Source organism: Cohnella boryungensis (assembly GCF_042651945.1).
GTDB lineage: Bacteria > Bacillota > Bacilli > Paenibacillales > Paenibacillaceae > Cohnella > Cohnella boryungensis.
In genome coordinates this window covers 67,522-81,056 of the sequence record NZ_JBHSED010000065.1, presented here as the reverse complement: position 1 = coordinate 81,056, position 13,535 = coordinate 67,522, and the positions used below count along the sequence as shown (strand labels likewise).

Annotated in this window: 11 protein-coding genes; all 11 read right to left on the bottom strand. The window is 57.3% G+C overall.

Annotation, left to right across the window (positions count from 1 at the left end; all coding sequences use genetic code 11):
• Positions 1-19: 19 nt before the first annotated feature.
• A complete protein-coding gene (locus ACFO1S_RS24075; RefSeq protein ID WP_204602502.1) occupies positions 20-2,251 on the bottom strand; it encodes a preprotein translocase subunit SecA in 2,232 nt (743 codons plus the stop codon).
• Between the two features lie 179 nt (positions 2,252-2,430).
• Complete coding sequence (locus tag ACFO1S_RS24070; protein ID WP_204602503.1) at positions 2,431-3,138, bottom strand: FadR/GntR family transcriptional regulator; 708 nt, start codon at positions 3,136-3,138, stop codon at positions 2,431-2,433.
• A gap of 21 nt (positions 3,139-3,159) precedes the next feature.
• Positions 3,160-3,891, bottom strand: coding sequence for a LutC/YkgG family protein (locus ACFO1S_RS24065; RefSeq protein WP_204602504.1), 732 nt, complete (start codon positions 3,889-3,891; stop codon positions 3,160-3,162).
• The gene (locus ACFO1S_RS24060; RefSeq protein ID WP_204602505.1) at positions 3,878-5,407 is read right to left on the bottom strand and encodes a LutB/LldF family L-lactate oxidation iron-sulfur protein; all 1,530 of its coding nucleotides are present in this window, start codon (positions 5,405-5,407) and stop codon (positions 3,878-3,880) included. The genes ACFO1S_RS24065 and ACFO1S_RS24060 overlap by 14 nt, the downstream gene beginning before the upstream one ends.
• On the bottom strand, positions 5,404-6,132 hold the full coding sequence (locus ACFO1S_RS24055) for a (Fe-S)-binding protein (RefSeq protein ID WP_204602506.1): 729 nt from the start codon (positions 6,130-6,132) through the stop codon (positions 5,404-5,406). Before ACFO1S_RS24055 ends, ACFO1S_RS24060 begins: the two co-directional genes overlap by 4 nt.
• Before the next feature lie 222 nt (positions 6,133-6,354).
• Positions 6,355-7,119: a DeoR/GlpR family DNA-binding transcription regulator gene (locus tag ACFO1S_RS24050; RefSeq protein ID WP_204602594.1), complete on the bottom strand. Its 765-nt coding sequence runs from the start codon at positions 7,117-7,119 to the stop codon at positions 6,355-6,357.
• Positions 7,120-7,146: 27 nt separating this feature from the next.
• Positions 7,147-8,622, bottom strand: coding sequence for a rhamnulokinase (locus tag ACFO1S_RS24045; protein ID WP_204602507.1), 1,476 nt, complete (start codon positions 8,620-8,622; stop codon positions 7,147-7,149).
• 22 nt (positions 8,623-8,644) lie between these two features.
• Positions 8,645-9,907: an L-rhamnose isomerase gene (gene rhaA / locus ACFO1S_RS24040; protein WP_204602508.1), complete on the bottom strand. Its 1,263-nt coding sequence runs from the start codon at positions 9,905-9,907 to the stop codon at positions 8,645-8,647.
• Positions 9,908-9,930: 23 nt separating this feature from the next.
• The gene (locus tag ACFO1S_RS24035; protein ID WP_204602509.1) at positions 9,931-10,302 is read right to left on the bottom strand and encodes a sensory rhodopsin transducer; all 372 of its coding nucleotides are present in this window, start codon (positions 10,300-10,302) and stop codon (positions 9,931-9,933) included.
• Between the two features lie 17 nt (positions 10,303-10,319).
• Positions 10,320-12,389: a bifunctional aldolase/short-chain dehydrogenase gene (locus ACFO1S_RS24030; protein ID WP_204602510.1), complete on the bottom strand. Its 2,070-nt coding sequence runs from the start codon at positions 12,387-12,389 to the stop codon at positions 10,320-10,322.
• A 133-nt stretch (positions 12,390-12,522) separates the two neighbouring features.
• Complete coding sequence (gene glpX, locus ACFO1S_RS24025; RefSeq protein ID WP_204602511.1) at positions 12,523-13,482, bottom strand: class II fructose-bisphosphatase; 960 nt, start codon at positions 13,480-13,482, stop codon at positions 12,523-12,525.
• Positions 13,483-13,535 lie beyond the last annotated feature (53 nt).

Here is a 13,535-nt window from a genome sequence, read left to right as displayed (position 1 = left end):
CTCTTTCCTTCCGTGCTTCCTAGAAGTTGAACAAGCTTGTTTTTTTCTCCAGAAACTGATCCTGGATGAGGTAGGTCCACGTCCTCGAAGGCGCTTTGAAGCCCGCCTGCTCCAAGTCAAGGTCTGCGGCTGACCCTGCGTTGTTCAGCTTGGCCAGCGCCTTGGCCGTATCCTTCTCCAGTTTATCCGGCAGCTGCTCGAAAGCGTGAATGATGCGATGATGAAATTCATCCACCGGATTGCGGTTAGCCAAGCTTTCCAGATGAATTCCCTCGCGAATATAGGACACATATGCCAGATGATCGGCCCATGCCCGGTCCATCAAATACAGGCGTATGTGCTTCTCCGCCTCGCTCATGCCCGACTCGTCCTCCAGCACCGCTTCCCGCTGGCTTTGGTGGATTCGACGCTGCTGCTCGACCATATCGGAATACTTGTTCAGCGTCTGGCGCATCTCGAAGTTTTGCCCCATCACGACTCTTTGGATATGCTCCATTTTCTTGCTGAACAGCGAAGCGGAAAGCTCCTCTTCCTGCTTCTCCGGCCGACGGGCGGCAGGAATCGCCTTCTCGATGCCGAAGCGGTGGATCAGCTCGTCCTCCAGACAGACGTAGAAGCGGGATGAGCCCGGGTCTCCTTGACGCCCCGCTCGTCCTCTTAGCTGATTGTCGATGCGGGCGCTCTCGTTCATATGCGTGCCAATAACGTACAATCCGCCCAGCTTGGCAACGGCTTCGGCCTGGTCGGCATCTCCGGCGCCAAGACGGATGTCGACGCCGCGTCCGGCCATATTCGTCGAGACGGTAACCGCTCCCAGCTCGCCCGCGCGGGCAATGATCTCGGCTTCCTTCTCGTCGTTCTTCGCATTCAGCACATGACAAGGCACGTTTGCCTGCTTCAGCTTCTCCGCCAGATCATCGGACTCCTCTACGCTGCTTGTCCCGATCAGGATCGGACGGCCCGTTGCGTGAACGGACGCAATCTCCTTCACGAGCGCCTTCAGCTTCGCTTCCTTATGAGTATAGATCCGGCTGTCGTGATCGATGCGGATTTTCGGACGGTTGGGCGGAATCTCTACGACCTGCAAGCCGTAGGTTTCCTCGAACTCATCGGCAGAATCCTGAGCCGTCGCTGTCATGCCGCTGATCCTGCGATACAGGCTCAGAAAATGCTGCAACGTAATCGTACCCAGAATTTTGCCCGACGCGGCCGATTCAATCCCTTCCTTCGCCTCGACGGCCGCTTGCAGGCCATCGGGCCAGTGACGGTTCTGGGCGATTCTTCCCGTATGCGGATCGATAATCTCGACCTTGCCCTCGCGGATCACGTAATCGACGTCTCTTCTCAACAGGGATTCTGCGTGCAGCGCGCAATTTAATGCCGTTAACAAATGGCTGTTATGCGCCTCATACAGATTGCCCGTCCGAAGCCGGCCCTCCGCCTTCTCCGAACCGGCCTCGGTCAAATAGACGTTGCGCTTGTTCTCGTCGAAGTCGTAATCCACGCCGATCGACAGCTCTCTCGCAAGCTGCGCCATGCGGCTCCCGTCCTTGCCGGAGGAAGCCACCTCTCCTGCGATGACAAGCGGCACCCGAGCTTCGTCAATGAGCAGCGAATCGGCCTCGTCCACAATCGCATAGTGGAACGGGCGGTGAACGATATCTGACGCCTTCATCGCAATCGTATCCCGCAAGTAGTCGAAGCCCGCTTGCTTAGCCGTGACGTAGGTGATGTCGGCGGCATAGGCGAGCCTTCTTTCCTCTGTCGTCATATTCTCCCGTACCGCGCCCACGCTGAGTCCCAGAAAACGATACACAGGCCCCATCCACTCGGCGTCCCGACCGGCCAAATAATCGTTGAACGTAAGCACGTGCACGCCTTGGCCGCCAAGCGCGTTCAAATAAGCGGGCATAACGGCGGCAAGCGTCTTCCCTTCGCCGGTCTGCATCTCCACCATGTGGCCTTCATGCAGCGCGGCTCCGGCCATATATTGCACGTCGAACGGGCGCATTCCGAGAACTCGGCTGGCAGCTTCTCCGGCAATCGCATAAGCTTCTATAGCAAGCTCGTCCAGCGGCGTTCCCGCCCGTGCTTTTTTCATAAGCTGCGCCGACTCGGCCTTCAGCCGTACGTCGTCCCAAGACGTCAAATCCAACTGCCCGATGGCTCTTAGCTTGTCCGCGTAATTTTTAAGCTTATGTTGAACAAAGCGATCCTTGACCTTCTGAACAAGCCGGCTGGCGAAATTCATCGAATAATCCCTCTCCCATCGAAAATCGACTCTTTTCTTATTATAGGGACTGTCCGGCCGAAATCATAGCTTTCGGCCGCGAAAGGCGTCGATTGGACCTTAAGCGGCATACGGTCCGACAAGAACGGAAGGCTGTCCGCCGGCAGTCATCACCTGCCGAGGGACAGCCTCGTTGCGGACTAGATATACTTGGTCAAGATATTCTCCACGTGCTCCAGGTGCCGCTTCATCGTCAGGGCCGCAAGCTCCGGCTTGCGCAGCCGAACCGCGTCGTAGATGGCGGAGTGCTCGCGATAGAGGCGCTCGGCGACCTTCTGGTTCGAATACAGCTCCACCCTGCGAATTTCGCGAATGGCCGTTTCAAGCTGTCCGATAATGGACTCGAACAGGCGAACCATGATCGAGTTATGCGTCGCTTTAGCCAAGCCGAGATGAAACAGCAGGTCCGTGCGCTCTCCCTCGGCCTCATGCCCGATGGAATGCTCCATCGATTCAATAAGCGTCCGAAGCTCCGCAAGATCGGCGTCCGTGCTCTTCACGGCGGCGATGGCCGCATTGGACACCTCCAGCGATTGCCGCGCTTCCAGAAGCTCAAGCAGCACGCTGCGGTTCATCCGCAGGGAATCCAGCTCCGGAACGGCAATCTCCGCCGGCGTATTGTGGATGACGCGGCACCCGCCGCCCTGACGAATTTCGATCAGGCCCATCGCCTTCAGCGCGCTCAGCGCTTCCCGGGTCGTGGAGCGACCGACGCCGAAGCTTTCGGACATTTCCTTCGTCGAAGGAAGCTTGTCTCCCACCTTCAGCTTGCCGTCCAGGATCATCTGCAGGAGCTGATCTTTGATTGCCTCGTAATGGTTGCGCTTCGTTAGCCGCGTCATTTCCATTGTTCTGTCGACCTCCAGCCTTTAGCCGACGAGCAGCGCATAGACGACGCCGGGGCCGTGTACGCCGATCGTCAGATCGTTCTCGATGTCCGAGGAACGGCTTGGACCGGAGATAAAATGAATCCCCGCCGGCAAGTTCTCTCGCCCGCTCGCATCAAAGCGGGTCATCACCTCTCCAAGCCGCGTTTGCAGACGCTCAACCGGCAAGATCGCCATGAGGACCGTCGGCAGCAGGCTCACCGATCTCCCCTTGTCCGGAGAGGAGAGAACAACCATCGAGCTCGTATACGCAGCCGCATGATCGACCAGGACGACTCCGAGATCGGCTTCAGCCGCCCTCGCCTTCCAGTTCTCCTCGGTATCGCTGTTCCATACGGATACGCGGGCCTCCGGCAGCTCTTCCTCCAGCTTTAACGCGGCCAGCTCGGGCTGGTTTTGCCGGATGACGTATTTGGCGCTCAGAGCCTTCCCGATGTCGGCAATGAAACGCTGCGCGCCCTCCATCGTCGGGAAGCGCTCCACGTGTCCGCCTACACTGCGGAAGTTTTCCGTAAATCGGGCTATCCGTTCCTCTTCGTCCCATTCGTAAGCATTCCAGAAGTCCGGCGAACCGCGATAAGGGTGGCGCGGCGCTTCGGTGACCATCGGCCGCTTGAGCTTGGCGGAGATGCCGCCGATGAAGCCGGTTTGCTTGGCTCGGGACTTGGCTTCCATCTCCTGAAGCCACTGCTCGTGCGTCTTAGCTGTGTCCATGTCCGTGTCCCCCGCCTTTCTTGCGATTGGCTACCGCCTGTTGCATCCTTTGTTTAATGTCCGGCGACATCTCCTGCAAGCCGCCGCGGATCTCGGCTTCGAGGGTTCCCCACTGCTGGCGGAACGTTTTCTTCGGCAGATTCGGCGTGACGCGATACGTATTCCAGCCTTTCAGCGGTCCGACCTTAAGCCGGATTCCGCCGTCGCGGGTCACGAAGCGCTGTCCCAGCTTGCCCAGCTTCAGGACGGTATTGAAACGTCCCGATTTGGACATCAGCGTGGCGAAGCCCTTCATTCCGACGCCTTCGATCGCATTGCCGTGACCGGCTTCAACCTTGCGCCTGCGAAGGTAGATCAGCATCTCGTGCAGCGGAATTTTGACCGGACAAGCCTCGTAGCAAGCTCCGCACAGGCTGGAGGCGTTGGCGATATCGTCCCACTCGGCGATATTTTTCTTCAAGGAAGGCGTCAGCACTGCGCCGATCGGTCCGCTGTAAGTGCCGCCGTATGCGTGTCCGCCGATGTGACGGTACACGGGACAAGCGTTCAGGCACGCGCCGCAGCGGATGCAATTCAGAAGCTCCTGGAACTCGGGATCGCCAAGCTGCAGCGAACGGCCGTTGTCCACGATGATGATATGCATTTCGTCCGGTCCGTCCGCATCCGCATCGCGGCGCGGCCCCGTAATGCCTGACATGTACATCGTCAGCTTCTGTCCGGTCGCCGATCTCGGAAGCAAGGTCGCCATGACCTCCAGATCCGCCCACGAAGGAATGATCCGCTCCATCCCCATCAGCGTAATCTGCGTCTTCGGCAGCGTCGTAACCATGCGGGCGTTGCCTTCATTCTCGAACAGCACCATCGATCCCGTCTCGGCGATCGCGAAGTTGCAGCCCGTCATGCCGATGTCGGCTTCGAGGAATTTGGCGCGCAGCCTGCGGCGAACGTATCCGGCCAGCACCTTCGTATCCGCCTCCAGCGGCTCGCCCGCGTCCTCGGAGAGCAGATCGGCGATCTGAAAGCGATTTTTGTGGATTGCCGGAATAATGATGTGCGACGGCGCTTCGCCGGCCAACTGGATAATGTACTCGCCGAGGTCGGTTTCGATGGCTTCCACGCCGATGGACTCCAGCGCATGGTTAAGATGCAATTCCTCCGATACCATCGATTTCGATTTCACGACGGATTTGGCGCTCTTCCTCTCGGCGATCGACAGCGAGATTTCTACGGCCTCTTGCGCCGTCTCGGCAAAATGCACGTGGACGCCGTTCGCCCGCGCATTGTTGACGAACAGATTCAGGTAATAGTCCAGGTGAGCGATCGTGTGAAGCCGAATCTGCCGGCCCCGCTCGCGCCACTCCTCCCAGTTGCCGTGCTCCTCCATCGCCTTGAGCTTGCCGTTTTTCAGCCGCTCCGTCGTAAATTTCACCGCTTTGCGCAGAAACTCGTTGTTCAGCGCAAGCCCGGCGCGCTCCTTGACCGTCGCTCCGCCCTTGGGTGCCGATGCGTGGCTCATGCTCCTTTCACCCCTTCGTATAGCAATTCGGCGAGGTGCATGACCCGCACCGGTTCATTCCGGTAGTGAAGATTGCCCGCAATGTTCATCAGGCAAGCCATATCCAGGCCAACCAGCACTTCCGCTTCAGTTTCCTTGACGTGATCGGTCTTCTCGGTCACCATCGCCCCGGAAATGTCCGACATCTTGACCGCAAACGTTCCCCCGAATCCGCAGCAATCCTCCGCATGCGGAAGCGGCACGAACTCAAGTCCGCGCACCTTGCTCATGAGCGCCATCGGCTCATCCTTCACGCCGAGCAGCCGCGAGCCGTGACAAGACGGATGGTAAGTGACTTTATGACGGAACGTCGCGCCCAGATCCGTAATCCCGAGAACATTCACCAGAAATTGCGTGAATTCATAGGATTTGCTCTGCAGCGCGAGCGCTTTTTCCAGCATGACAGGATCGTCCTCGAACAGCTTCGGATAATGATGGATCATTCCCGTACAGGAGCCTGACGGAGAGATGACGAAGTCGCTGTCCTCGAATGCATGAATAATCGTAGTGGCTGTCGCGCGCGCTTCCTTCCAGTAGCCGCTGTTGAAAGCCGGCTGTCCGCAGCAGGTTTGCACGGTCGGAAATTCGAGCGTCACGCCGTATCTCGCCAGCAGGCGAACCATGGCTTCTCCCACTCGCGGATAGATGGCATCGCTTAAGCACGTGATGAACAAGGACACTTTCATGCTGCCGCACCCCTTTCATTTCTCAGTTCATATTATCAGGTTATCAGACAAGTTGACAATGGAAAAAGCGTTCCTTCCGCACCGCGGCCCCCGTCCCAGAACAGCCTGCGTCGGAAGCTCCGCTTCTTCCGAAACGGAGCTTCCTCCATGCAAGTTGCCCGGCGGCCGGGAGTTGAACGCTTCTTCCGCTTGCACGCGTACAATTAAACCCTGCGTTGCATGCTATACCGTAATCACCTTAATATTCCGGCTTTCCAGCTCTTCTATCGTGGATTTGGGCATCCGCCGATCGGTGATGATGACATCCACCTGGGACAGATCGGCCACGTGAGTAAAGGCTTGAACGCCGAACTTGCTGGAATCCGCCAGCAGGATAACCTCGTCCGCCATGCCGATCATCCGCTCTTTGATGCGCGCCTGCAATTCGTTGGATTCGCTGATGCCCCGATCCAGATGCACCCCTTTGCATGACAGGAACACCTTATCGACATGATACGCATCCAGTGAACGCTCCGCCAACGGGCCGACGAATGACAACGACCGTTGCGCGAGTATGCCGCCCGTCGAGATGACTTCGATTCTTTCCTTGCTGCTGAGCTCCGTAGCGACTTTAATCGAATTGGTAAGCACGGTAAGCGCGATATCGGGCACGTCGGCGGCCATATACCAAGCTGTCGAGCTGGCATCCAGCAATATCCGGTCCTTGGGCGCAATGAGCTTGATCGCCTCCAGCGCGATCCGCTTCTTCTCGTCCGCGTTCGTAATCTCCCGAACGGCATACGGGATCTCCGGGTGCAGCATCGTTTCCTTGACGCTGACCGCTCCCCCATGGGACCTGCGCAAGCGCCCGGCGGTTTCAAGCCGATCCAGGTCTCTGCGGATCGTCTCCTCCGTCACTTGGCATAATTCGCTCAGCTCGGATACCCGTATGCTCCCTCTCTCGTTGACCAGGCTTACGATCATCTCATAACGCTCCGCAACCAGCAATGTGTACCCTCTTTTCGCCAACCGATTTTATTCCGCGAATCCCGTTACGTTCAGGAACCGTTCGTACGCGCCGCTCCACGCCTCGCTCTCGCTCGGCTCGTAGACCGCAACCGGGAACGAGTCCCGAATCGCTTTGCGGGCTTCTCCGATATTGGCGAAGGCGCCCTGCGCGATCCACTGTACGACCAGATTGCCGATTGCGCTCCCCTCGGAAGGCCCGGCCCATACCGGCTTGCCGATCGCATTGGCCGTCCACTGGCACAGAAGCGTATTCTGAATGCCGCCTCCGACCATATGCAGCCCTTGGAAGCGCTGTGCGGACAGCCTCTCGGTCATCTCAAACACGTAACGGTACTTCAGAGCAAGACTTTCCAGAATGCAACGCGCGATTTCGCCTGTCGTCTCCGGCGCCTTCTGCCCCGTGCGTCCGCAATATTCCGCGATGCGCGAAGGCATGTCGCCCGGCGGAAGGAAGCTCGCGTCGTCCGGGTCGATGAAGCTTTGCAGCGGCTTCGCTTCCGAAGCCAATTGTACCAATTCGGGGAAGGAGTACGATTTTCCTTCTCGCTCCCATTCCCTGCGGCACTCCTGCAAAATCCACAGCCCCATTATGTTTTTCAGCAAACGGTACGTATCGGCGACTCCGCCTTCGTTCGTGAAATTAAGCTTTCTCGCCAGATCGTGGAGCACGGGCTTATCTACTTCCGTCCCCATCAAGGACCAGGTGCCGCAGCTAAGATAGGCGAACGAGCTTTCGGTTGCCGGAACAGCGGCGACGGCGGAGCCCGTGTCGTGCTCGGCGACGGCGTATACGGGAATGGACGGAATGCCCAGCTCCTCGCATACGGAATGGCTCAGGCTCCCGGCCTTGGCGCCCGGCTTCAGTACGTTGCCGAACCAGGACGCCGGCAGATCAAGCATGCGCAGCAGCTCCGCATCCCATTTTCCTTCGACCGGGTTATAGAGCTGCGTCGTCGTCGCGTTCGTGAATTCGTTGTGCATCTCCCCGGTCAGGAAGTAGCGCAGCAGGTCCGGAATCATCAGGAACCGGTTGCCTTCCTGAAGCCAAGGCGAATTCGCCTGCTTCAAGGCAAACAGCTGATAGATCGTATTAAACGGAAGAAACTGAATGCCCGTGCGGGCAAAGATGACGGAGGGCGGAATTTGCGCGAACAGGCTGTCCATCGCTCCTTCCGTGTGGCGATCCCGATAATGATAAGGATTGCCGACCAGTTCCCCGTTTTTGCCGATAAAGCCGAAGTCGACCGCCCAGGAATCGATAGCCATGCTTTGCAATTCGATGCCCTGATGCTTGGCCTTCAACAAGCCTTGCTTGATCTCATGATAGAGCCGCAAAATGTCCCAATGCAGACGGTCGCCCACCTGTACCGGATCGTTGGGAAAGCGATGCAGCTCCTCTACCTCGATCTTGCCGTCCGTTAACCGCCCGAGCAGCGCCCTTCCGCTGCTCGCGCCCAGATCGAACGCGAGAACGTTTGACATCTACAATCACCCTTATATTAGGTTAAACGCCGCGCTTCAGCAGGACTTCACTCTCATAAGCCTTCACGTCGGATAGCCATTCCTCGCGGACAGGCACGCCATTCTTCGCGCAATAGTAGTCCCACACCGCTCCGAACGGATACGATTTGAACTCTTCCGTCAGCGCCAGACGAGTCGTGTAGTCCCCTTCAAGCTCGGCTTTCTTCAACGCCTCGATCGGGTCCAGCATCGCGCGCAGCAGCGCTTTGATCGTATTGCGCGTACCGATAACCCATGCCGCCACACGGTTGATGCTCGCATCGAAGAAGTCGAGGCCGATATGCGTCTTGCCGAGCAGATCGCCGCGTACCAGCTCTTTGCCGATCTCGATCAGCTCGTCGTCCATCGTCACGACATGGTCGCTGTCCCAGCGCATCGGACGGCTGACGTGAAGCAGAATTCCGTCGGCGAACAGCGACAGCGAGCTCAGCTTGTTCGAGATGACCTCCGTCGGATGGAAGTGCCCCGCGTCCAGGCAGATCAGCTTATTGTTCTGAAGGCCGTAGCCCATATAGAACTCGTGAGAGCCGACAACATATGCTTCCGATCCAAGACCGAAAAGCTTGCTTTCCACCGCATCCAGGTTATGAGCCGGATTGAGCTCCTCAGCGAACACCTCGTCAAGCGCATCCTTCAAGCGCTGTCTTGGAGCCAAGCGGTCGGCAGGCACGTCCTTGAAGCCGTCGGGCACCCATACGTTCGTGACGCAGGTTTGGCCGAGCTGTTCTCCGAAGTATGCGCCGATCTTGCGCGAGGCTTTGCAGTGGTCGATCCAGAAGCGGCGAATATCCGCATCCGGGTGGCTTAACGTAAAGCCGTCCTTGGATTTCTCATGCGAAAAGCAGGTCGGGTTGAAGTCCATGCCCAGGCCGTTCTCCTTCGCCCAATCCACCCACTTCTGAAAATGCTTGGGCTTCAGCTGGTCCAGCTCAACCTTCTCGTCCGTATCCGCATAGATGGCGTGGAGATTCACCTTGTGCTTGCCGGGAATCAGAGAGAACGCTTTCTCAAGATCGGCGCGCAGCTCTTCCGGAGTCGATGCCGCGCCAGGATAATTGCCCGTTACGGAGATGCCTCCCGTCAGATCCTGATCCTTGTTCATGAATCCGCGTACGTCGTCTCCTTGCCAGCAATGCATGGAGATTTTAATTTGCGCCAGACGCTCCAGAACCTGATCGACGTCGATGCCATGCTTGGCGTACAGCTCCTTGGCGGCCTCGTAGTTGCTTGCGACTTGTTGTTGCATGCGCGATTCTCCTCTTCGTGAGCTTATTTAATGGGATAGGCTATAACTGACATCAATGCGTTCTCAGCTTGCGTGGAATCGAGCCTGCTGTATTGCACAATGATCGGGATATCGCTTTCAACCTCAATCGCGTAAGGAACGCCGACCGGAATCGGCGCTCCTTCCTTGTGCAGCGAGCTCGTTCGAATATGCTTCGTCCGTCTGGCGCCAACAACTACCATAATATCCTCCAGCGGCTCGCGATCCTCGAAGAAGATCGTAATTTTGAGCAGCGCGTCCTCGGAAGCGGTGTTGAGCACGCAGATGGATTCATGGCTTGTCAGCTGACCAGAGCTATTCTCGGGAATGTAGCCGTCCGGAATGTACCAGAGCTTCTCCCCTCTTGACCTATGCATAAGAACGATCCCTCCGATTATCGAGTAAATGCAGCCGGAACTCCGCCGTCGATCGTCAGCATGCAGCCCGTTGTCTTATCGGACTTGGACGATGCGAAGAACGCGATGCCTTCGGCAATGTCTTTCGGATAGATATTGACCAGCAGCGTCGTGCGCTTGCGGTAGTATTCTTCCAGTTGATCCGGTTCGATTCCGTATGCGGCAGCGCGCTCGTTTCTCCAGCTGCCGTTCCAGATCGCCGAGCCTTGCAGGATCGCATCCGGCAGAATCGTGTTCACGCGAATGCCGAATTCGCCGCCTTCGGCTGCGATGCAGCGGGCCAGATGCGCTTCAAGCGCCTTGACCGCGCTGTAGGCCGACGCGTTCTTGCCGGCGTATACGGAGTTCTTCGAGCCGATGAACACCATGTTGCCGCCGATAGCTTGCGCCTTCATCAGCTTGAACGCTTCGCGGGCAACGAGGAAATAGCCCGTTCCGAGCACGTTCATATTCAGGTTCCATTCCTTCAGGGACGTCTCGTCGAATGGGCTGGAAGTCGCCAGGCCGGCATTGTTGACGATAATGTCCACGCCGCCGTATGTGAGAGCGGTCAAAGCGTAAGCCGCTTGAATCGCTTCCTCGCTCGTCACGTCCATTTTCACGGCCAACGCGCGATTCTCGCCCCACTTGGCATTGATTTCTGCCGCAACCTTCTCCGCGCCTTCAAGATTCAGGTCGGCCAGCACGACATGCGCGCCTTCGGATACGAGACGGCGAGCCGTTTCGCTTCCGATGCCGCCAGCTCCGCCTGTAATAAAGGCGATCTTGCGGGAGAATTCCGCTTCAGCTGGCGCAAGAGACAGCTTGTAGAGCTCCAGCGGCCAGTATTCGACGTTGTAGGATTCGTTCTCGGACAACGAGACGAAGTTGCCGAGCGCGGTCGCTCCTCTCATAACAGCGATTGCGCGGTGGTACAACGCTCCGCTCACTTGCGACATCGCCCAGCTCTTGCCGGTGTTGATCATGCCGACGCCCGGAATGAGGATGACGCGCGGAGCCGCTTCGAACATCACGTCGCCTTCGTTCTTGTTGCGGTCGAAATAAGCTTTGTACATCTCCTTGTACGCGGCAACGCCTTCCTTCAGCTTCGCGATCAGACCCTCGACGTCGTCTGCGTTAGGCGTCCAGTCGATGAAGAGAGGAACGACCTTCGTGTGCACGAGGTGATCCGGGCAAGCCGCGCCAACCTGGGACAGCTTCGCGGAATCTTGACCGCTTACGAATTGCAGCACGTCTTCCGCGTCGTCGAAGGACAGGATCATTTTCTTCGCATCGCTGACGGCACCGCGAATCGTAGGCATAACCTTCGATACGATGCTCTTGCGCACTTCAGCTTCCAGCGTCGGGTGCTTCACGCCGCCGAACACCTTCGCTTCTTCAATGCGGGATTCGATGAACGCTTCCGCTTCGGAAATAATTTTGATTGTCTGGGCGTAGCACGCTTCGGAAGTGTCGCCCCAAGTGACAAGCCCGTGCTTCTCCATCAGAACGAGCTCCGCCTTCGGGTTGTTCAGCACGCCTTCGGCAATCATCTTGGACAGCGTAAAGCCGGGACGAATGTATGGCACCCATACGAAGCGGTCGCCGAAGATTTCTTGTGCGAGTGCTTTGCCGTTATCGGCGCAGCACAAGCTGATTATCGAATCCGGGTGGGTATGATCGACATGCTTGAAAGGCAGAAACGCGTGAAGCAGCGTCTCGATCGATGCCCGAGGATGCTTGGCGTCGATCATGCAATTCGCAAGGTAAGCCACCATGTCTTCATCGGACATTTCCGATTTCTCGAACAAGGGACGGATGTCATCCATGCGTAAGCCCGTGAAATTGCCGGCTTTCATCGAAGCCAGGTCGGAACCGCTGCCCTTCACGAACATGACTTCGGTGTCGCGTCCGCGGAAGTCTTTAACCGTTGTTTTCGTGGATGTGTTGCCGCCGCCGTAGTTGCAGACGCGACGATCGGCTCCGATGATGTTCGAACGATAGACGAGCTGGTCCAGACCGGTTTGCATTTCTGCCGCTTTCGATGCTTGCCACAAGCTTTGTACCATGAGATTACCTCCGGATATTGGTTTGTTTAGGTTTGAACTCATATTATCATATCCGTTTGTGTTTGAATACACCAAATTCAAACACAAACAAAAAGAAACCCAGCGAAACGGGTTTCTTGCTCCTCCTTTCCATTTAGATGAACCTTTTATTAGGCAAATAGTGCAGCGCTTTGATAAACCGGACCGTTTTTGTTTTCGCGCGCATGACAATCGAGTGCGTTTCCGCACGATCATCGGGCAGGTAACGAACGCCTCCCAGAAATTCGCCAGGAGTGACGCCCGTAGCGGCGAAAATGACGTCGTCCGACCCGATCATATCGTCCATCGACAGCACTTTGTAAGGGTCCTCTATGCCCATTTGGACGCAGCGCGCATACTCGTTGGCATCCGACGGCATCAATCGGCCCTGGATTTCCCCTCCTAGGCACTTAAGCGCGGCCGCCGCCAGCACGCCTTCCGGCGCCCCGCCGGAGCCGACATACAGATCGATGCCCGCCTCCGGGAATGCCGGAGCCATTGCTCCTGCGACATCTCCTGCGCTCAGGAACTTGATGCGCACTCCGACCTCTCGCAGCGTCTTGATCGTCGATTCATGACGTACCCGGTCCAAGATCATAACCGTAAGCTCCGACACGTTCTTGCTCAGAATATCAGCCGCCTTCTTCAGAGTAATTCCGATCGGGTCCGTTAAGTGGAGCCTGCCCGCGAGCTGCGGACCGACTGCCAGCTTCTCCATATACATATCCGGTGCATGCAGAAGGTTGCCTTTGCTCGCAATCGCAATGACCGACATGGCGTTGTTCAAGCCCTTCGCCACGATCTCGGTCCCCTCCAGCGGATCTACGGCGACATCCACCTCTGGTCCGTTCATGCTCCCGACCTGCTCCCCGATGTAGAGCATCGGAGCTTCATCCATCTCTCCCTCCCCGATCACAACCGTTCCCTTGACCGAGATCGAATCGAACATCGCCCTCATAGCCGAAGTCGCAGCGCCGTCGGCATTGATTTTGTCTCCTCTGCCCATCCACGGAGCGGAAGCCAATGCGGCCAATTCCGTCACACGCACAATTTCCAGCGCCAATTCTCTTTCCATATAGACCCCTCCAAAAGATGACAATGTTTATATAATGTATAACATAATAATAT

Excerpts from the sequence above, each read along its gene's own strand:
- glpX (WP_204602511.1), bottom strand. The coding sequence starts at position 13,482 with ATGGAAAGAGAATTGGCGCTGGAAATTGTGCGTGTGACGGAATTGGCC.
- ACFO1S_RS24055 (WP_204602506.1), bottom strand. The coding sequence starts at position 6,132 with ATGAAAGTGTCCTTGTTCATCACGTGCTTAAGCGATGCCATCTATCCG.
- ACFO1S_RS24070 (WP_204602503.1), bottom strand. The coding sequence starts at position 3,138 with ATGGAAATGACGCGGCTAACGAAGCGCAACCATTACGAGGCAATCAAA.
- ACFO1S_RS24035 (WP_204602509.1), bottom strand. The coding sequence starts at position 10,302 with ATGCATAGGTCAAGAGGGGAGAAGCTCTGGTACATTCCGGACGGCTAC.
- ACFO1S_RS24030 (WP_204602510.1), bottom strand. The coding sequence starts at position 12,389 with ATGGTACAAAGCTTGTGGCAAGCATCGAAAGCGGCAGAAATGCAAACC.
- ACFO1S_RS24075 (WP_204602502.1), bottom strand. The coding sequence starts at position 2,251 with ATGAATTTCGCCAGCCGGCTTGTTCAGAAGGTCAAGGATCGCTTTGTT.
- ACFO1S_RS24060 (WP_204602505.1), bottom strand. The coding sequence starts at position 5,407 with ATGAGCCACGCATCGGCACCCAAGGGCGGAGCGACGGTCAAGGAGCGC.
- ACFO1S_RS24045 (WP_204602507.1), bottom strand. The coding sequence starts at position 8,622 with ATGTCAAACGTTCTCGCGTTCGATCTGGGCGCGAGCAGCGGAAGGGCG.
- ACFO1S_RS24065 (WP_204602504.1), bottom strand. The coding sequence starts at position 3,891 with ATGGACACAGCTAAGACGCACGAGCAGTGGCTTCAGGAGATGGAAGCC.
- rhaA (WP_204602508.1), bottom strand. The coding sequence starts at position 9,907 with ATGCAACAACAAGTCGCAAGCAACTACGAGGCCGCCAAGGAGCTGTAC.